General features: G+C 61.8%; 20 protein-coding genes. 12 read left to right on the plus strand and 8 right to left on the minus strand.

Translation table 11 applies throughout. The features are described 5' to 3' along the window. From AC3RCG_RS15615 to AC3RCG_RS15650, 8 genes are all read left to right on the plus strand, one after another. A complete protein-coding gene (locus AC3RCG_RS15615) occupies positions 1-813 on the plus strand; it encodes a PhnE/PtxC family ABC transporter permease (RefSeq protein WP_492401695.1) in 813 nt (270 codons plus the stop codon). Further along, the gene (gene phnE / locus AC3RCG_RS15620; RefSeq protein ID WP_492401334.1) at positions 810-1,607 is read left to right on the plus strand and encodes a phosphonate ABC transporter, permease protein PhnE; all 798 of its coding nucleotides are present in this window, start codon (positions 810-812) and stop codon (positions 1,605-1,607) included. Before AC3RCG_RS15615 ends, phnE begins: the two co-directional genes overlap by 4 nt. Positions 1,608-1,632: 25 nt before the next feature. Further along, complete coding sequence (locus tag AC3RCG_RS15625) at positions 1,633-1,998, plus strand: hypothetical protein (RefSeq protein ID WP_492401333.1); 366 nt, start codon at positions 1,633-1,635, stop codon at positions 1,996-1,998. Between the two features lie 57 nt (positions 1,999-2,055). After that, positions 2,056-2,697 (plus strand): putative DNA-mimic protein, encoded by a 642-nt coding sequence (locus AC3RCG_RS15630; protein ID WP_492401331.1) that lies wholly within the window; start codon positions 2,056-2,058, stop codon positions 2,695-2,697. Positions 2,698-2,699: 2 nt separating this feature from the next. Then, positions 2,700-3,188, plus strand: coding sequence for a GNAT family N-acetyltransferase (locus tag AC3RCG_RS15635; protein WP_492401330.1), 489 nt, complete (start codon positions 2,700-2,702; stop codon positions 3,186-3,188). A 219-nt stretch (positions 3,189-3,407) separates the two neighbouring features. Then, on the plus strand, positions 3,408-3,758 hold the full coding sequence (locus AC3RCG_RS15640; RefSeq protein ID WP_492401329.1) for a hypothetical protein: 351 nt from the start codon (positions 3,408-3,410) through the stop codon (positions 3,756-3,758). Positions 3,759-3,872: 114 nt separating this feature from the next. After that, complete coding sequence (locus AC3RCG_RS15645; RefSeq protein ID WP_217494516.1) at positions 3,873-4,100, plus strand: hypothetical protein; 228 nt, start codon at positions 3,873-3,875, stop codon at positions 4,098-4,100. Continuing rightward, positions 4,101-4,412, plus strand: coding sequence for a hypothetical protein (locus tag AC3RCG_RS15650; protein ID WP_492401328.1), 312 nt, complete (start codon positions 4,101-4,103; stop codon positions 4,410-4,412). A gap of 13 nt (positions 4,413-4,425) precedes the next feature. Here AC3RCG_RS15650 and AC3RCG_RS15655 read toward each other — a convergent pair whose 3' ends face one another. The 7 genes from AC3RCG_RS15655 to cyoA all read right to left on the minus strand — a co-directional run bounded on the left by AC3RCG_RS15655 (position 4,426) and on the right by cyoA (position 11,215). Continuing rightward, complete coding sequence (locus tag AC3RCG_RS15655; RefSeq protein WP_034788474.1) at positions 4,426-4,962, minus strand: response regulator transcription factor; 537 nt, start codon at positions 4,960-4,962, stop codon at positions 4,426-4,428. After that, complete coding sequence (locus AC3RCG_RS15660) at positions 4,952-6,301, minus strand: ATP-binding protein (RefSeq protein WP_492401326.1); 1,350 nt, start codon at positions 6,299-6,301, stop codon at positions 4,952-4,954. Before AC3RCG_RS15660 ends, AC3RCG_RS15655 begins: the two co-directional genes overlap by 11 nt. Beyond that, a complete protein-coding gene (locus AC3RCG_RS15665; protein WP_492401324.1) occupies positions 6,285-7,127 on the minus strand; it encodes an SURF1 family protein in 843 nt (280 codons plus the stop codon). Before AC3RCG_RS15665 ends, AC3RCG_RS15660 begins: the two co-directional genes overlap by 17 nt. Next, positions 7,124-7,510: a cytochrome o ubiquinol oxidase subunit IV gene (gene cyoD, locus AC3RCG_RS15670; RefSeq protein ID WP_034788483.1), complete on the minus strand. Its 387-nt coding sequence runs from the start codon at positions 7,508-7,510 to the stop codon at positions 7,124-7,126. Before cyoD ends, AC3RCG_RS15665 begins: the two co-directional genes overlap by 4 nt. Further along, positions 7,507-8,145 carry a cytochrome o ubiquinol oxidase subunit III gene (cyoC, locus tag AC3RCG_RS15675; RefSeq protein ID WP_034788486.1) on the minus strand — a complete coding sequence of 213 codons (639 nt, stop codon included), beginning with the start codon at positions 8,143-8,145 and terminating at the stop codon, positions 7,507-7,509. Before cyoC ends, cyoD begins: the two co-directional genes overlap by 4 nt. Continuing rightward, positions 8,138-10,141, minus strand: a complete 2,004-nt coding sequence (gene cyoB, locus AC3RCG_RS15680) for a cytochrome o ubiquinol oxidase subunit I (protein ID WP_070288466.1) — start codon at positions 10,139-10,141, stop codon at positions 8,138-8,140. The genes cyoC and cyoB overlap by 8 nt, the downstream gene beginning before the upstream one ends. A 90-nt stretch (positions 10,142-10,231) precedes the next feature. After that, the gene (cyoA, locus tag AC3RCG_RS15685) at positions 10,232-11,215 is read right to left on the minus strand and encodes a ubiquinol oxidase subunit II (protein ID WP_175444764.1); all 984 of its coding nucleotides are present in this window, start codon (positions 11,213-11,215) and stop codon (positions 10,232-10,234) included. A 217-nt stretch (positions 11,216-11,432) separates the two neighbouring features. On the opposite strand from cyoA, the gene AC3RCG_RS15690 reads away from it, so the two are divergent. Further along, a complete protein-coding gene (locus AC3RCG_RS15690; RefSeq protein WP_070288561.1) occupies positions 11,433-12,779 on the plus strand; it encodes an MFS transporter in 1,347 nt (448 codons plus the stop codon). Between the two features lie 113 nt (positions 12,780-12,892). Here the strand turns inward: AC3RCG_RS15690 and AC3RCG_RS15695 are convergent, their stop codons facing one another. Next, entirely contained in the window at positions 12,893-13,345 is a 453-nt protein-coding gene (locus AC3RCG_RS15695; RefSeq protein ID WP_492401320.1) for an Hsp20/alpha crystallin family protein, read from the minus strand. 281 nt (positions 13,346-13,626) lie between these two features. Between AC3RCG_RS15695 and AC3RCG_RS15700 the strand changes: the two genes are divergently transcribed. Genes AC3RCG_RS15700 through AC3RCG_RS15710 form a run of 3 tightly spaced genes read left to right on the plus strand, consistent with a single transcriptional unit; the run spans position 13,627 to position 19,199 of the window. Next, positions 13,627-17,109 (plus strand): response regulator, encoded by a 3,483-nt coding sequence (locus AC3RCG_RS15700; RefSeq protein WP_492401693.1) that lies wholly within the window; start codon positions 13,627-13,629, stop codon positions 17,107-17,109. A gap of 28 nt (positions 17,110-17,137) precedes the next feature. Next, complete coding sequence (locus AC3RCG_RS15705; RefSeq protein WP_492401318.1) at positions 17,138-18,019, plus strand: CheR family methyltransferase; 882 nt, start codon at positions 17,138-17,140, stop codon at positions 18,017-18,019. Beyond that, complete coding sequence (locus AC3RCG_RS15710) at positions 18,009-19,199, plus strand: hybrid sensor histidine kinase/response regulator (RefSeq protein ID WP_492401316.1); 1,191 nt, start codon at positions 18,009-18,011, stop codon at positions 19,197-19,199. The genes AC3RCG_RS15705 and AC3RCG_RS15710 overlap by 11 nt, the downstream gene beginning before the upstream one ends. Positions 19,200-19,205: the final 6 nt, after the last annotated feature.

Genomic DNA, 19,205 nt, shown 5'->3' on the forward strand with positions numbered 1-19,205 from the left:
ATGCCGCGCGACCCCGCCTGGCGCGGCCGCCTGACCGGGGCTGCCATCGTGCTGCTCGTGCTGTGGCCGATGCTGGTGCAGGCCGAATTCAAGCCGTGGATACTCTGGGATACGCAAAGCCTGGCAGCCACCTGGCAATTCATCGCCAGCTTCGTGCCGCCCGCCCACTCGCCGGAATTTTTGCAGCTGGTGGCCATTTCCAGCTGGGAAACCATCGCCATGGCCACGGCCGGCATGGCCTTGGCCATGCTGGGCGCCATTCCCCTGACCTTGCTGGTGACGGAGCGCTTGTCGATCTCGCGCATCGGTTCCGGCCAGGTGTCGCCGCTGGCCGCCGCCGTGCGCCACGCCGTCCGTGCGCTGCTGGTGCTGCTGCGCAGCGTGCCGGAACTGGTCTGGGCCTTGCTATTGGTACGCATCGTGGGACTGGGGCCGACGGCGGGCGTGATCGCCATCGCCCTCACGTATTGCGGCATGCTGGGCAAGGTGTATGCGGAAATCCTCGAATCGTCGGACGCCGCCGCCTGCAACGCGCTATTGAACAACGGCAGCGGCAGATTAAAAGCCTTGCTGTACGGCGCCCTGCCCGAATCGGCCGCCGAACTGGTGTCGTACACGATCTACCGGTGGGAATGCGCGATCCGCGGCTCCGTCGTCATGGGATTTGTCGGCGCGGGCGGCCTGGGCCAGCGCATGGATGAATCGATGAAGATGATGGCAGGCAATGAACTGGCCACCATGCTGATGGTGTTCGTGCTGCTGGTGGCGGGCGCCGACGCCGTCTCCGCCATGCTGCGCCGGAGGCTGGCATGAAGACTGAACCGATGTTGCCCGCCCCTGCCCCCGTGCGCTGGTCGACCTGGGCCTTGCTGGCCGGTCTGCTGCTGCTGGTCATCGCCAGCTTCGCCACCCTGCCCCTGAAATGGGGAGAGTTCTTCAGTGCCGACGCCGTGCGCACGACGGCCGATTTCCTGCACGGCTTCGCCCCGCCCGAGCTGGCCAGCCCTTTCCTGATGAAAGTGGGCATTGCCACGTTCGAGACCCTGGCCATGTCGGCCATCGGCACGGTGATCGCCGCTCTTCTGGGGGCGCTGCTGGCCCTGCCCGCCAGCGGCCGTTTCGGCAGCCTGGCGCGCAACGCGACGCGCGGCGTGTTGAATGTGCTGCGCTCGATCCCGGAACTGGTGTGGGCCTCGATCCTGCTGATCGCCGCCGGCCTGGGCCCGTTCGCGGGCACCCTGGCGCTGGCCCTGCACACGGTGGGCGTGCTGGGCCGCTTGTTTGCCGACGCCTTCGAAAATTGCCCGCCCTTGCCGGCCGCCACCCTGCGCATCAATGGCGCCCGGCCTGCGGTGGCCTTTTTGTACGCGACCTTGCCGCAGTGCGGGCCGCAGATGATGTCCTACACCCTGTACCGCTGGGAGAACAATATCCGCGCCGCCGCCATCCTCGGCGTCGTCGGTGCGGGCGGCCTGGGGCAGATGCTGAAATACCATCTGTCGCTGTTCCAGATGCAGAACGCCGCCACCGTCATCGTCGCCATGCTGCTGATGGTGGCCGCCGTCGATGGCCTCAGCTACCTGCTGCGCCGCGCCATGACCCGCTAATTTTCACTTTTCACAAGGAATGCCCATGTCAGGCTGGTGGACGATTATCTCGACAGAAACGCCGGAACAAATGGCCGATATGACGAAGGTCAACAAGGAAGCGTTTCTCGCCACGTGGGAAGCGGGCCTGTTCGGCGCCGACTGGATCGCGCAATTGTGTGAGCAAGGCAAGGCGACCCAGCTGGCCTTCAATGGTTTCCCCAACCGCTACACGGCCTCGGCGGACGTCATCGCGCCCCTGCTGCTGGCGGGCATCGCCGAAGCGCAGGATGGCGAGTTTCCGCAGGACCAGCTCACAGGCTGGCCCGGCAGCATTACCGTGTATCCAGAGCGCATCACCGCCTGCAGACCTGGACAGTTGCTGACGATCGAAGTGTGGGACCAATCGTAAATGATGACCAGAGGCAAATGATTTACACTGGCAGCTGAACAATAAAGGAGTCCATGCATGGGATTGGCAATAACAGTCGGCGCTCTGGCCGACCTGCACGAAGAAGACCCGGAAGGCGCGCAATGGTTGGCCGATTCCCTGGCGCAAGCGAACGCCCTGCTGCAAAAAGCGGGCTTGCCGCAGCATGGCGAACCGCTGGTCTTGCCGCAACTGCAGTCGCGCGCAGCGCTTGATTCCTTTCCATACAGCTACCTGCATTATTTGCGCCGCGCCTATGCGCATGCGGTCCAGGATGGGCAATGGCGGGCCACGCCGCTGGCCGAAGGCGAGGATCCAAGCGAAGATCCGGTGCTGGAAGCGGCGCAGGATGACCTGGACAGCCACCTGCTCTGCCATTCCGATTGCGAGGGCTTTTATTTCCCCCTCGTCTTCGACGACGTCATTTTTGCCGATGATGAACATCCGCTGCTGGGCGGCATGCTCGGTTCCTCGTACAGCCTGCGCGCAGAACTCGTCACGGTGGCGCCCGCGCTGGGCCTTTTCCTGCTCGGCGACGAGCTGAGCGATGAAGAAGCGGCGCGCATCAATGCGCGTATCGACGCCGAAGACGGCCTCGAGCGCGAACTGATCGCCTGGCTGGCCGCGTATGAGGCATGCAGGCTCAGCATCGAACACAAGACGGCGATCGTCTTCAATTGAGCATGCTGATACGGCCCACCACCGCCAGCGACTGGCCGGCGCTGAAAGCCACGCGCCTGGCCGCGCTGCTCGACGCCCCAACGGCCTTTGGCGCCAGCCACGCCAGCGCGGCCGCTTTTTCCGATGCCGACTGGCAGCAGCGCGTCACCAGCACGCCGCAGCGCACGTTTTTCCTCGCCTTTGACGGAGAACAAGCCATCGGCCTGGCCGCGCAAGTGGTGGCCAGCAATGGCGAGTGCCACCTGATCGCCATGTGGGTGCAACAGCAATACCGCGGCCAGGCTGTGGCGCAAGGCCTGGTTGACGCCGTGAAACAATGCGCGGTGGACAATGGCCATTCCCGGCTGGTACTCGACGTGGCGCCCGAGAATGTGCGCGCGGCCACCTTCTATCAGAAACAGGGTTTTGTCTTTTTGCCGGAGTGGGAAGCGCTGGAAAGCCATCCGCATATCCGCGTGCAGAAGATGGAGTGGCTGGCGCCGGCTAGCTGATAGTGGCCCAGGCCCTGGCGCCGCTGGAACTGTCGGGGCGCGCACACAACACGATGTGAGCAAAATTGTGGGGACGGCAGCAAACGACGCAATGATCCTGTTAATATTGCCAAATACTTAAATGACTGGCGCCATCCGACGGACAAGCGCCACGCCATTCAAGCATGACGGATGTATTTTCCTGCCCCGCAGGCCACTCTTGCATAGACTGTCAACACCATGAAAAAACTGCTCCTGGGCGCCGTCGCCGCCTGCTGCGCGCTGCATGCCGGCGCCGCCCCTGTCGAAGACTTCATCGGCACTTGGAAACTGGAACGCACCACCGTCCCGAACTATGTCGTCATCAAACAGGAAGGCGAGCGGCTCGTAGCGCTGCGCTACTCGCGCAATGTGCTGACCAACAAGATCACCGAGCGGCGCTTTCCCGCCAGCTATGCGAACGGCGACGTCACCATCGCTGCGGGCGAGACCATCATCGAAGCGCGCAGCGTGAACGACGTGGCGACCGTCACGACGCTGGCGGAAGCGTACAAAAAGATTTCGTCCTCCACGGCCGCACCGACTAGTTAAGGAATGGCGCAGATTTGAGTCACATCATCATCCGCCAGCGCTATCCGGGTGCAGAAGATGGAGTCGATAGCGCCGGCATGAGCGCAATCAGTTGGTACACCCCGAGGATGAAGCGTGTTTGACTGGATTTTCGACGCCATCGTCTGGGTCGTTCGCCTGCTGGTCTATAACGTAGTAGGAACGGTCATCGAAAAACTGTTCTATTGGCCGGGCTGGGCAATGCTACGGCTGCTCACCCTGGGCCATTACCCTCCGGCAAGAGGGCTTCCTCACCATCATTTTGCCGTCGCCCTGTTTGCTGCAATAGTCATTGCTTCCGGCTTGCTGATGGCATGGGCGTAATTGCGGACGCGCCGCCTGGGCGACCTGCGGCTGGCGTGCGAAGTCCACTGGGCCATCGACAAGGAGACCTTGCCTTTCGCCATGCGCACCATGATGAGCGCAATGGGCGGGCCCTGCAATTTCGTGTCGCAAAAAGGTACCTACAGCTTTGCCGAAGGGCGGCGCATCACGGCTGCGACGATCAGTTTCAACGGCAAAAGCGCGTCCGTGCCCTTCAGCGGCCATGCTTTCACGCCGCCGTTGCGGGAGCAGGACTGGAGCGATGACAGTATGATCGAACTGGCATTCGACAACGATCAGGCTGCGCAGTGACCAGCGCAGTACCCTACTTCACCCGCTGCTTTTCCAGCTTGCGCGCCAAGGTGCGCCGGTGCATGCCCAGCCTTCTCGCCGTTTCCGAGATATTGAAATCCGTCTCGGCCAGCATTTCGTGGATGCGCTCCCATTCCAGGGTCTTGATGTTGGTGGCGCGGTTCGTCAGTTCGATGTCGGCGTTGCCGGCCACGTGGCCGAAGGCCGCTTCGATGTCGTCCGTGTTCGACGGTTTCGCCAAATACTGGCAGGCGCCCAGCTTGATCGCTTCGACTGCCGTGCCGATGCTGGCGTAGCCCGTCAGCACGACGATCAGCATTTCCGGGTCGTGCTGGTGCAGCATCTGCACGCAGGCCAGGCCGGACGTATTGCCATTGAGTTTCAAATCGACGACGGCGTAGTCGGGGCAATGCTGTTCCAGCAAGGCGCTCGCCTCATCGAAATTGGTGGCCAGGATGACCTGATAGCCGCGCCGTTCGAACGAGCGGCCCAGGGTGCGGGCAAACGCGGCATCGTCTTCCACGATCAGTAACAGACGGTCATCCTGCATGGTGGTCGCTTTCTCTTTCCAGTTTGATGGCCGCCAGCGGCAAGGCCAGGTGCACCACCGCCCCGCCCTGCACCCGGTTGCGCGCCGTCACCGTACCACCTAAAGTACGCGCAACATTCACCACCAGGAACAGGCCCAGGCCGCCGCCGGGCTTGCCCTTGCTGCTTTGATATGGTTTGCCCAGGTGCGTCAGCATCGACGGCTCGAAGCCGGGGCCCGCATCGGTAACGACCAGGTGCAAGGCGTCCGCTTCGCGCGTCGCTTCAAAACGCAGCCATTCGGGCGACGCTTCCAGCGCATTGTCGAGCACATTGCAGATGGTTTGTTTCAAGGTCGAATCGAAGACGACGGGCACATCGTGCTCGATGCGGTTATCGTACTCGAAATCCTGGATCGGGCGGCTCGTGCGCCACTCGTCGACCAGCTCGTTGAGGAAGGTATTGATCGTCGTCTTGACGGAAGATTCCCCGCGCGCCTCGCCCGCCGACAATAAAATGCCGCTGACGATGCTCTTGCAGCGCTGCAATTGCGCCTGCATTTCCGTGATTTCTTCCAGCAATTCGCTGTTCTTGCTCAATTCCGGCATGCGGCGCCAGTCGCCGAGGATGACGGACAAGGTTGCCAGCGGCGTGCCCAGCTCGTGCGCGGCGCCCGAGGCCAGCAAGCCCATGCGGATGATGTGCTCCTCTTCCGCCGCGCGCTGGCGCAAGTCGGCCACCTTGGCGTCGCCGGCCCGCTGGTTGCGGTTGATGCGCGTGATGAACACCACCAGCAAGGCGGCGTTCAAAATAAAACAGATCAGCAGGCCTTGCACGTACAGGCTGGAAAAACCGCGCTCGGGGTCGATCGGCAGGATCAAGGGGCCGGGCAGCAAGGCCAGGCCCGCCAGGCACAGGCTGGTAATGGCCACCATGATCCACGTCGACCACACTTCCAGCAGCACGGCGCTGAGGATGACTTGCAATAAATACAGGAAGGCAAACGGGTTGCTGATGCCGCCGCTCAGGTAGAGCTGGGCCGTCAGCACGGTGACGTCGACCAGCAGGGCCAGAAACAGGGCCGTGTTGGAAACGGGCTGGCGCTCGTGCCAGCGCAGCAGGCTGGCCAGGTTGAAGGCGATCAGGCAGGACAGCACTTCCAGCATGTAGGGCACGGGCAAGGCGATGCCCAGTCCCACGCCCACGCCGAAGATCGTGCTGATCTGGCCGATCACGGCCAGCCAGCGCAGCTGGATCAGCAGCTTCATGTTCTGGTGGCCGGCCGGATGTTCCATCTCGGCCGCCACGGCGCCGCGTTCTAGTACCTCGCGGTTGGGCAGGATTTCAATCCTGCCCGGCATGGTCGCTTTCCTGGCGATCGGCATTGCCCGCCTTGCGCGCGCGGCGGCGCTTGTCTTCGCGCACGATCCACCATGTGATGCCGGCCGCCATCAGGGCCAGCGCGAACCACGTCAAGGCGTACACGAGGTGGTTGTTGTGGAACGAGATCACGGTCAGGCCGCCGACGGGGGCGTCACTGGCCGTTTCCGATTTCTCTTTCGCATCGACGAAATATGGCGCCACGTTGCTCAGCATGTGCGAGGCGGCGATGGCGGCCACGTCGCGCGAATACCAGTGCTGCGTGGCAGGACTGTTTTCACGCAAGAAACCGCCGCCCGTCTCGCTGATGCGCAGCAAGCCGTCGACCTCGACGATGCCGGCCGGCGTGCTGGCGGCGATGCCGGCGCGTTTCGGCACGAAGCCGCGGTTGATGAGCACGGTGCTGCCGTCGGCCAGGCGCAAGGGCGTCACCAGCCAGTAACCGCTGCCCAGTGCCGTCGTTGCTTGCACCAGGGTATTGAAAATGGGGAGATAAGTACCGGAGAGTCGCACATGGCGGTATTCATCCGTTTGCTGCGTGATGCCGGCCCAGGCTGCGGGTCCAGGCGCGTCCGTTGCGGGCGCATGTACGCGTTGTTCGACGCGCTCGATCAGGTCAAGCTTCCAGAACAGGCGCTTGACTTGCCAGGTTCCCAGGATACAGAAACCGGCAAACAAGATCCCCGCCAGCAAGGCCAGTGCAATTTTTGAATAATGCACAGCCATGCCGCGTGGGCCTGGCGCGGCATCTTGCGATGCGGCGCCAGGGGCGCGCCCGGTGTTGCTTGGGCGCGGTTGACTCATCATGGAGCCGTTTTCGTATGCATGTACTCAGGCATCAGATCCGGCATCATGTTGTGGTTCATGTGGTACATGACCCACAGGGAACCGGCCATGGCAATGCCCACGATCATGATCGTGAAGATCAGCGCCATCATGTTCCAGCCGCCTTCGGACTTGGTGTTCATGTGCAGGAAGTACACCATGTGTACCACCACTTGAACGGCCGCGAACGCCAGCAGGACCAGACCCATGGTGCCCGAGTTGGTGATGGCTTTCGTCATCACCAGCCAGAACGGAATGGCCGTCAGGATCACCGACAGGATGAAACCGATGGCGTAGCTTTTCAGGCTGCCATGATCGTGGTTGTCATGGTGGTGGCTATCGCCGTGTGTGTGGTGGTCGCTCATGGCAGCACTCCCATCAGGTAGACAAAGGTGAAGACGCCGATCCAGATGACGTCCAGGAAGTGCCAGAACAGCGACAGGCACATCATGCGGCGGCCGTTTTCCGGGGTCAGGCCATGCTTGTTCAACTGGAACATCAAGGTCACGAGCCAGATCACGCCGAACGTCACGTGCAAGCCGTGGGTACCGACCAGGGCAAAGAACGACGACAGGAACGCGCTGCGCTGCGGACCGGCGCCTTCGTGGATCAGATGAATGAATTCATACATTTCCAGCGACAGGAAGGCCAGGCCGAACAGGCCCGTGATGCCCAGCCAGACCAGGGTGCTGCGCAATTGCTTGCGCTGCATGGCCAGCATGGCGAAGCCGTAGGTGATCGACGACAGCAGCAGCATGGCCGTGTTGACGGCCACCAGCGGCAGGTCGAACAGCGCGGCGCCCGTCGGGCCGTCCGCATAGCTGCGGCCGACCACGGCGTACGTGGCGAACAGACAGGCGAAGATCAGGCAATCGCTCATCAGGTAGAGCCAGAAACCGAGCAAGCTGCCGTTTTCCGGATGATGCTCGCGCACAAAGTAGCTGCGCGTGCTTGGTGCGGCGCCAGCGGCGCCGGTGTTATGGGCGATGGTATCAGACATGGCTGCTCAGCAATTTAGTATAAGCGTCTTCGGTACGGACCACTTCTTCCGCAGGAATGTAGTAATCGCGCTTGTAGTTAAAGGTATGGACGATGATCGTAATCATCATGACCACGAAGCCAACGCTGGCGACGAGCCACATTTGCCAGATCAGGCCAAAACCGACCAGTGCGGACAGTGCGGCGATCACGAAACCAGCCCAGGTGTTCTTCGGCATGTGGATCTTCGTGAAACCGGACGTCGGACGCTGGTAACCGTGTTTCTTCATGTCAGTCCATGCATCGAGTTCGTGCACTTGTGGCGTGAAGGCGAAATTATAGTCTGGCGGTGGCGACGACGTCGACCATTCCAGCGTACGGCCGCCCCATGGGTCGCCGGTGACGTCGCGCAGGGCGTGACGGTTGCGGAAACTCACATAGAACTGCATCAGCAGGGAACCGATGCCCAGCGCGATCGAGACGGCGCCAAACCAGGCGATGATGGTCCAGATTTGCAAGGATGGATCTTCAAAGTGGTTGACACGACGGGTCACGCCCATCAGGCCCAGCACGTACAGCGGCATGAAGGCCAGGTAGAAGCCGACGAACCAGAACCAGAACGAGCACTTGCCCCAGAACGCGTCGAGCTTGTAGCCGAAGGCTTTCGGGTACCAGTAGTTGATCGCAGCAAATACACCGAACACCACGCCGCCGATAATCACATTATGGAAGTGGGCGATCAGGAACAGGCTGTTATGCAGCACGAAGTCCGCTGGAGGTACGGCCAGCAGCACGCCGGTCATGCCGCCGATGGTGAAGGTGACCATGAAGCCGATCGTCCACAGCATAGGCAGTTCGAAGCGGATACGGCCGCGGTACATGGTAAACAGCCAGTTGAAGATCTTCGCGCCCGTCGGGATCGAAATGATCATCGTCGTGATGCCGAAGAAGGAGTTGACGCTGGCGCCCGAACCCATGGTGAAGAAGTGATGCAGCCATACCAGGTACGACAGGATCATGATGACGCAGGTGGCGTACACCATCGAGGCGTAGCCGAACAGACGCTTGCTGCTGAACGTGGCGACCACTTCCGAGAACACGCCGAACAGCGGCAGGATCAGAATGTAGACTTCCGGGTGACCCCAGATCCAGATCAGGTTGACGTACATCATGGCGTTGCCGCCCAGTTCCGTCGTGAAGAAGTTAAAGCCGGCAACGCGGTCCAGCGACAACATGGCCAGAACAGCCGTCAGCACCGGGAAGGCGGCGACGATCAGGATGTTGGTGCACAGTGCGGTCCAGGTGAAGACGGGCATTTTCATCCAGGTCATGCCAGGCGCGCGCATCTTGACGATGGTGGCGATCAGGTTGACACCGGACAATAGCGTCCCGACCCCGGCAATCTGCAAGGACCAGATGTAATAGTCTACCCCCACGTCCGGACTGCCGACGATGCCCGACAGCGGTGGATACGCCAGCCAGCCCGTGCGGGCGAATTCGCCGACGAACAGCGAAGCCATGACCAGGGCGGCGCCCATGGTGGTCATCCAGAAGCTGAAGTTGTTGAGGAATGGGAAAGCCACGTCGCGCGCGCCGATCTGCAGCGGCACCACGTAGTTCATCAGACCCGTCACGAAAGGCATCGCGACGAAGAAGATCATGATCACGCCGTGGGCGGTGAAGATCTGGTCGTAGTGATGCGGCGGCAGGAAGCCGGCATTGTCGCCAAAGGCGATCGCCTGCTGGGTACGCATCATCAGCGCGTCGGCAAAGCCGCGCAGCAGCATGACCAGGCCCAGGATCATGTACATGATACCGATTTTTTTATGGTCGATACTGGTGATCCAGTCGCGCCACAGGGTACCCCAGACGCGGAAATACGTCAGTGCCGCAACGAGTGCGATACCGCCCAGGGCGACCATTGCAAAGGTCGCCAGCAGGATAGGTTCGTGAAATGGAATTGCATCCCAAGTCAGACGGCCGAATATAAGCTTCGTCAGATCAATATGGTCTAGCATTGTTACTCTCAGAGAAAAAAGGGAGGCGCCAGGCAAGCGGCGCCAGTATCTGCAGCGCCACTACGATGCGCTGCGGGATTCATGCAGTGGTTACTTGGCTTGAACGCCCTTTTCCACGACTGCATCGCTAGCGACTACTGCCGTTACGGCCGCTACCGGGCTTTTTGCCATCGTCAATTTGTATGGCTCGACCGGCGTCACGCACAGGGCGTCGGAAACGATGGTGCGGTTCAGAATTGCCTTGTACAGATCGTTAGGCACGGCGCTGTAGCGGCGTACCGGGTCGCGTTCGCTAGGCTGGGCCAGCGACAGGTAGTCGTCGCGGTTCAGCGCGCCGCCACCGGCACGTGCCGATTCCACCCATTTGTCGAAGTCCGCATCATTGACACCGTGGAACTTGAAGCGCATGCCCGAGAAACCGGCACCGCTGTAGTTCGCGGAGAAGCCTTTATAGACACCCGGCTTGTTGATGACGGCATTCAACTGCGTTTCCATGCCCGGCATGGCGTAGATCTGACCTGCCAGCGCGGGGATGAAGAACGAGTTCATGACGGACGACGCGGTGATCTTGAAGCGGATCGGACGATCGACGGGCGCGTACAGTTCATTCACGGAAGCGATGCCTTGCTCCGGGTAGATGAACAGCCATTTCCAGTCCATGGCCACGACTTCGACGATCATCGGCTTGTGGCTGGCGGGAATGGGGCGGTTGGCGTCGATACGGCTCAATGGGCGGTATGGATCGAGGGTGTGGGTGCTGATCCAGGTCAGCAGGCCCAGCACGATGATGATCAACAGGGGCGCGCCCCAGATAATCAGCTCGAGGCGAGTCGAGTGGTCCCAGTCCGGCTCGTATTTGGCCGCGGTGTTGTTTTTTCTATAGCGCCATGCGAACAGCAGGGTCAGGGCGATTACCGGAACGATAATCAACAGCATCAGCAATGTCGAGATGACAATCAGATTGCCTTGCTGAACTGCGATGTCGCCAGACGGATTCAATACCACCGTATTGCAACCAGCCAACAATGCGAGAGGTAAAAGAAGCAGTCCGCGACGAACTTTTAATGAAAACATACAGGAAAGTCCAGTACAGGGGATGAAGATATGGTACTGTATTCTCACTGGAGCGCACTGGCAATTGGACGTTTTGTCCTACCCCTTGCTCGGACTTTCACTTGGTAGACGAGGACTTCTCCTACAACTATCTAATGAATAGTCCTGCTCCGGGCGTGAGACACCCGGGGTAAGTTACGCGTTGGCCGAACTCGAAACGATATTGGAGACGATCATCATGTCCAGCACGCGCACACACAGCGGCGATGTACCCGCCGACTTTTCCCCCCACTCCCTGCGCGACGCACGCGGGGCCGGCACGGTCGAATCGCATATCGACCCCGGTGAGATCGCCGTCGGCGTGATCATCGGCCGCGCTTCCGAATACTTTGACTTCTTTGTTTACGCCATCGCCTCGGTGCTGGTGTTTCCGCGCGTCTTCTTCCCGTTCGAAGAACGCCTGGAAGGGACGTTATATGCGTTCCTGATTTTCTCGTTCGCCTTCATCGCCCGTCCGTTCGGCACCGTGATCTTCATGGAAATCCAGCGCCGCATGGGACGCAGCGCCAAGCTGACGTTCGCCCTCTTCCTCCTGGGCGTGTCGACGGCCGGCATCGCCTTCCTGCCGACCTACTCCCACCTGGGCTTTGCCGCCATCATCTGGCTGTCCGTGCTGCGCATCGGCCAGGGAGTCGCCCTGGGCGGCTCCTGGGATGGCTTGCCATCGCTGCTGGCCCTGAACGCGCCGGAAAACAAGCGCGGCTGGTACGCCATGCTGGGCCAGCTGGGCGCGCCCGCCGGTTTCCTGATCGCCGCCGGCCTGTTCTGGTTCATGCTGACCAGCCTGACGGATGAAGACTTCCTCGACTGGGGCTGGCGCTATCCGTTCTATGTGGCCTTCGCCATCAACGTCGTGGCCCTGTTTGCCCGTTTGCGCCTGGTGTCGACGAATGAATATGCGCGCCTGCTCGACGAACGCGAACTGCAGCCCGTGAGCGTGTTTGAAATGAGCCGCGGCCAGGGCCGCAACGTGCTGATCGGCGCCCTCGCCGCGCTGGCCAGCTACGCCCTGTTCCACCTGGTCACCGTGTTCCCGCTGTCGTGGATTTCCGTCTATCAGACGCGTTCGGCGCCGGACTTCCTGCAAATCCAGATGCTCGGCGCCGTGCTGGCCGCCATCGGCGTGGTGATTTCCGGCTTGCTGGCCGATAAAGTGGGCCGCCGCACCACCCTGGGCGTGCTGGCCGTGCTGATCGCCATCTTCAGCGCCTTCGTGCCGACCCTGATGGGCGGCGGCAATACCGGCCAGAATGTGTTCATCCTCGTGGGCTTCAGCCTGCTGGGACTGTCCTACGGCCAGGCTGCCGGCGCCGTGACGGCCAACTTCCCTGCCCGCTTCCGCTATACGGGCGCGGCCCTGACGTCCGACCTGGCCTGGCTGGTCGGCGCCGGCTTCGCCCCGCTGGTGGCGCTGGGCCTGTCGGCCAACTTCGGCCTCGCCTATGTCAGCTTCTACCTGCTGTCGGGCGCCGTCGCCTCGCTGGCCGCGCTGAGCCTGAACCGGGCGCTGGAAATCCGCGACTGACATATATATAGAGGAAAATCATATAGAGGCAAATCGGGTGGCAGCGCGCTGCCACCCGACAATACCCAAGAAACGCCGGCACCGTCCGGCGTTTTTTTATGCCACGGACCGGCTTACTGTATCGCCAGCTGCCGCCCGCCCGTGCCCTCTTTCTTCGGCAAGTCCAGCAGCAGCACGCCATTTTCATAGCGCGCCTGGGCGCCGGCCTCGTCCACCTCGTGCGGCAGCACGAAGCTGCGGTATTGCTGGCCATACTCGCGTTCGCTGCGCACGGTCTTGCCGCCGTCGTCGCGCGTCACTCTTTCATCTTTGAGTTCGGCACTGATGGAGACGCGGCTCCCGTCGATGGAGACCTTGATATCGTCCTTGTTGACGCCCGGAATGTCTGCCTGCACCTGATAGGCTTGCTCGGTTTCGGAAATGTCGACGCGCATGCGTGACGAACCCGCATCGCGCAAGCGCAAGGCGGGCGCGAAAAAGTCATGCATGAAATCTTCCATGTCGCTGAACGGGTCGAAACGTGCCAGCGGGTTTTGCGGATCGCGACGCATCAATTGATTAGCCATGATGTCCTCCTGCATGGGATGGTTTGCACACGGCGGTCGTCGCAGGGACGCCGCCACCTCCTGCATCTTAGGATGCGAACCGCTTGTCTCTTTGATCTGCCTCAATCGCGGCCAGCTTGATTTTTCCCCGACGATCATCTGTGCGCTGGCGCGCTTTGCACCGCCTTACGCGTCGGCAATTTAGCGCAAGACTGTTATGCTAGCGCACGCTATGCTTGACCACCAGAAACCTTGCATTTCAATTAAAATTGACTTTTTCGCGACAGCCTTACACGGACATGATGAATACCAAGACCCCGATCGACTCCTTCAGCTTTCGCCGCATCCTCGCCCGCAACGTTACCTTGCCGCTGCTTATCGGGATCGTCACGGCCCTCGTCTTTGTCGGCTTGATCGCCTACCTGCTCTCGGCCCTGCGCTCGGTCGAGCATTCCGAACGGGTGATCGGCAACGCCAACGAGGTCATGAAGCTGTCCGTCGACCTGGAAACAGGCATGCGCGGCTATCTGCTGACGGGCGATGAAACGTTTTTGGCGCCGTATAAATCGGGCAAGGCAAAGATCGCCGTGGAAATGAACACGCTGCTTGAGCTGGTGTCGGACAACTCCATCCAGGTGGACCGGCTGCGCCGCATCCGCGCGCTGCAAGGGCAGTGGATGGAGTACGCGGAAGCCGTGATCGCCCAGCGCCGCAACAACCAGGAATTCCTCGCGCGCGTGCGCCAGGGCGAAGGCAAGCTGGAATTCGACGAAATCCGCCGCGAATTCCTCACCTTCCTGTCCATGGAACAGCGCTTGCGCCAGGAGCGGGCCGACTCGGCCGAGGGTCGCACCATGCTGGCCGTGGTGGTGTTCCTGATCCTCAGCCTGGGCATGTCCGGCTTGCTCGCCTACCTGGGACGGCGCGAACTGCTGCGCCTGTCCGATATCTATAACGATGCGCTGGAGCAGCGCGGCAAGGACAACGACGTGCTGCAGGAGCAAGCATGGCTGCGCACGGGACAGACGGAACTGGCCGCCCACACGAGCGGTCAGCTGGGCCTGCCGCAGCTGGGACGGCACGTGCTGGACTTCCTGGCGCACCGCCTCGACGTGGCCGTCGCCACCCTGTACGTGGTCGACGAGGATGGCAGCCTGCGCCGTACGGCCGTGTACGGTTTCAACGAACAGGGCGTGAAGGAAAAACAGGTGTTCAAGCTGGGCGAAGGCCTGGTGGGCGAGACGGCGCGCGAAAAGCGCCTCAAGCACGTGCAGCAAGTGCCCGAGAATTATCTGACCGTGACGTCGAGCCTGGGCAGCGGCGCGCCGCTGGAACTGGTGTTGGTGCCCGTCAACAATGAAGGCCTCGTCAACGGCGTCATCGAGCTGGGCTTTACACATCCCGTCAGCGCCCGCGCCAAGGAATGGCTGAACCTGATTGGCACCAATATCGGCACGTCGCTGGAAGCGGCCCTGTACCGCCAGCGCCTGCAAAATGTACTGGAAGAAACGCAGCAATTGAATGAAGAACTGGAAGTGCAGCAGGAAGAACTGCGCACGGCCAATGAAGAGCTGGGCGAGCAATCGCGCGTGCTGGAACAGTCGCAAGCCCACCTGGAAGAGCAAAAAGCGGCGCTGGAGCAGTCGAACGAGCAGCTGGCCGTGCAGGCGCTGTCGCTGGACCAGAAAAACATGGCCATCGTCCAGGCGCACGCCCAGCTGGAAGCGCGCGCCGAAGAGCTGCAGCGGGCCAGCCGCTACAAGTCCGAGTTCCTGGCGAACATGTCGCATGAGCTGCGCACGCCGCTGAACAGCTCGCTGATCCTGTCGAAGCTGTTGTCCGACAACAGCAGCGGCAACCTGACGCCGGAACAAGTGACGTTTGCGCAAACCATTTATTCGGCCGGCAATGACCTGCTGACCCTCATCAACGACATCCTCGACATTTCCAAAGTCGAGGCGGGCAAGCTGGAGTTGACGCCGGACGCCGTGCCTTTCGACGAGCTGCTCAGCAGCATGAAGATGCTGTTCGGCGCCCAGGCGCAGCAAAAGAAACTGGTATTTGACGTCAAGGTGGCGCCGGACACGCCGCCGTCCTTCGTCAGCGACCGCCAGCGCCTGGAGCAGATCCTGAAAAACCTGCTGTCGAACGCCATCAAGTTTACCGATGCGGGCACGGTGTCCCTGCACGTGAGCGCCGATGCGGCGGGCCAGGTGCGCTTCCAGGTGCAGGATTCGGGCATCGGCATCGCCGACGACCAGCAGCACAAGATTTTCGACGCCTTCCACCAGGCCGACGGCACCACCAGCCGCCGCTATGGCGGCACGGGCCTGGGCCTGTCGATTTCGCGCGACCTGGCTGCCTTGCTGGGCGGAGGCATCGAGCTGGCCAGCACGCCGGGCCAGGGCAGCACGTTTACCTTGGTGCTGCCGGCCGTCATGCCGGAACGGGCGGTGGAGGCGGCGGCAGCGCCCCACGCCGCGCCGCAAGCGCCCGCAAAAACCGCGGCCGCCGCACCAAAGGCGGCCCCCGCCGCCAAGCCCGTGCCGCTGCCCACGTTCCAGGATGACCGCGATAGCGTGCCCCCCGCCAAGACGGGCCAGCGTTCCGTGCTGGTGATCGAGGATGAGCCGTCGTTTGCCGGCATCCTGTTCGACCTCGCGCATGAAATGCAATACCGCTGCCTGGTGGCGCACGGCGCCGACGAAGGCTTGCGCCTGGCGGAAGAATTCCTGCCCGACGCCATCCTGCTCGACATGGGCTTGCCGGACCGCCCGGGCTTGCTGGTCTTGCAGCAATTGAAGGAAAACCCGCTGACGCGCCACATTCCCGTGCACATCGTCTCCGGCAACGACCAGATCCAGGAAGCCATGCAGCTGGGCGCCATCGGCTACGCCACCAAGCCGCGCACGCGCGAACAATTGAAGGAAGTGTTCCACAAGCTCGAATCAAAATTCACGCAGCAGATGAAGCGCATCCTGCTGGTCGAGGATGACGAACGCCAGCGCGAAAGCGTGGTGCACCTGATCAGCGACAACGACGTGGAAATCACTGCCGTGGCGCTGGGTGAACAGGCGCTGGAACTGCTGAAGACGCAAATTTTCGACTGCATGATCATCGACTTGAAGCTGCCCGACATCCAGGGCAACGAATTGCTCGAACGTATGGAACATGAAGAATTGTGCTCGTTCCCGCCCGTCATCGTCTACACGGGCCGCAACCTGAGCCGCGAGGAAGAAGCGGATTTAATGAAATATTCGCGCTCGATCATCATCAAGGGCGCCCGTTCGCCCGAGCGCCTGCTCGACGAAGTGACCCTCTTCCTGCACAAGGTGGAGTCGGAACTGTCGAGCGAGCGCCAGGGCATGCTGCAACAGGTGCGCAGCCGCGAGCGCGTGTTTGAAGGACGCAAGATTTTGCTGGTGGACGACGACGTGCGCAACATCTTTGCCCTGACGAATGCGCTGGAACAGAAAGGCGTGGTGGTGGAAATCGGCCGCAACGGCTTCGAAGCCATCAGCAAGCTCAACAGCGTGGACGATATCGACCTGGTGTTGATGGACGTCATGATGCCGGGCATGGATGGACTGGAAGCGACGCGTCTCATTCGCGCCGATGGCCGCTACAACAAGCTGCCCATCATCGCCATTACGGCCAAGGCCATGAAGAATGACCAGGAAGAATGCCTGCAGGCCGGCGCTTCCGATTACCTGGCCAAGCCGATCGACCTGGACCGTCTGTATTCCTTGCTGCGCGTGTGGATGCCGAAGATGGAACGCATCTGATGCCACGCCACGCGATGGAAAGCCGCTGATGTCCCCGCGCTACACGGACGAGCAACTGCACGCGTTGATGGAAGCCATCTATCAGCGCTACAGCTACGACTTTCGCGACTATTCCCTGCCCTCGCAGCGCCGCCGCCTGAACCAGGCGCTCGAGCGCTTCCATTGCGCCGATTTGCCTGCCTTGCAGCAACTGGTGCTGGATGACGCAGCCAGCTTTGGCAAGCTGCTGCAGATTTTGACCGTGCCCGTCACGCAAATGTTCCGCGATCCGGCCTTTTTCCTCGCCTTGCGCGAACACGTGGTGCCCGTGCTGAAAACCTACCCGTCGCCGACCATCTGGGTGGCCGGCTGCTGCACGGGCGAAGAAGCACTGTCGCTGGCCATCGTGCTGCACGAGGAAGGCTTGCTCGAACGCAGCACGATCTACGCCACCGACATCAATCCGCAGGCGCTGGCCACGGCCGCGCGCGGCGTGTATCCGCTGCACCGGCTCGAGGAGTATGGCGCCAACTACCTGGCAGCGGGCGGCCTGGGCCGGCTGGCCGACTACTACACGGTCGAGCATGCCACGGCGCGTTTCCAGCAGCGTCTGCTCGACAGTATCAACTTTGCCGACCACAGCTTGTCGACGGACAGCGTTTTTATCGAAACGCAATTGATTTTGTGCCGTAACGTGCTGATTTACTTCAACAAAACCTTGCAGGAGCGGGCCCTGGGCCTGTTCCACGACTCGCTGTGCCACCGGGGTTTCCTGGGCCTGGGCAGCAAGGAAAGCACGCATTTCACGCGCTTTGCCGCCGACTTCGAGCCATTGCCGGGTCCCGAAAAGCTCTACCGCAAGCGTGCGCCGTCGCACGCCGCTTCCCATTACGCTGGGCGGCACATGCCAGGATTGAAACATGATGAATGAAACAAGCACCAAACTGCTGATCGTCGATGACTTGCCGGAAAACCTGCGCGCGCTCAATGCGCTGATCCGCGAGAGCGACCGCAGCGTCTACCAGGCCTCGTCGGGCGAAGAAGCGCTGGCCCTGCTGCTCGAACACGATTTCGCGCTGGCCATCCTCGACGTGCAAATGCCGGAAATGGATGGCTTTGAGCTGGCGCAACTGATGCGCGGCACGGAAAAGACGCGCCACATCCCCATCGTCTTCGTCACGGCGGCCGGCAAGGAAATGAATTTCGCCTTCCAGGGCTATGAAAGCGGCGCCGTCGACTTCCTGCACAAGCCGCTCGACATCAATGCCGTGCAAAGCAAGGTCAACGTTTTTGTTGCCCTGCACCAGCAGCGCAGCGAGACGCGGCGCCAGGTGCAGGCGCTCGAGCACAGCCGCCAGCAGCAGGAAGCGTTATTGAAGGAATTGCGCGCCACCCAGGCCGAGCTGCAGCGCTCGCTGCGCCTGCGCGACGAATTCATGTCCATGGTGGCGCACGAGCTGCGCACGCCCCTGAACACGCTGTTCCTCGAGACGCAGATGCGCACCGTGAACCTGGAGCGGGGCAATCTGGCCGCCTTCGAGCCTGAAAAGCTGGGCAAGATGGTGGCGCGCGACGGGCGGCAAATCCGCAGCATGGTGCGCCTGATCGACGACATGCTCGACGTGTCGCGCATTACCAGCGGCAAGCTGTCGATCCGCCGCGAATCGGTCGATCTGACCAGCCTGGTGCGCCGGGTGGCCGACGACCTGTCGCCGCATGCCGCCGCGGCCGGCAGCATGCTGGAAGTGCTGGCCTTCGAACCCATCCACGGTTACTGGGATGCCTTCCGCGTCGAGCAAATCGTTGTCAACCTGATCAGCAATGCCGTGCGCTACGGCCAGGGCCAGCCCGTGGAAATCAGCCTGGCGCACACGCAGAACAGCGCCGTCATCGAAGTGCGCGACCATGGCATCGGCATCAACGCGCGCGACCAGGAGCGCATCTTCGACGCCTTCGAGCGCGTCATGCACCAGGACCGCACCGGCGGCCTGGGCCTGGGCCTGTTCATCACCAAGCAGCTGGTCGACGCGCATGGCGGCGCCATCACCCTGCAAAGCCAGCCCGGCAATGGCGCCCTGTTCAGCGTCACCCTGCCGCTGGCCGGCAGCTGAGGCCGG

Source organism: Janthinobacterium sp. GW823-FHT01H08, assembly GCF_058797855.1.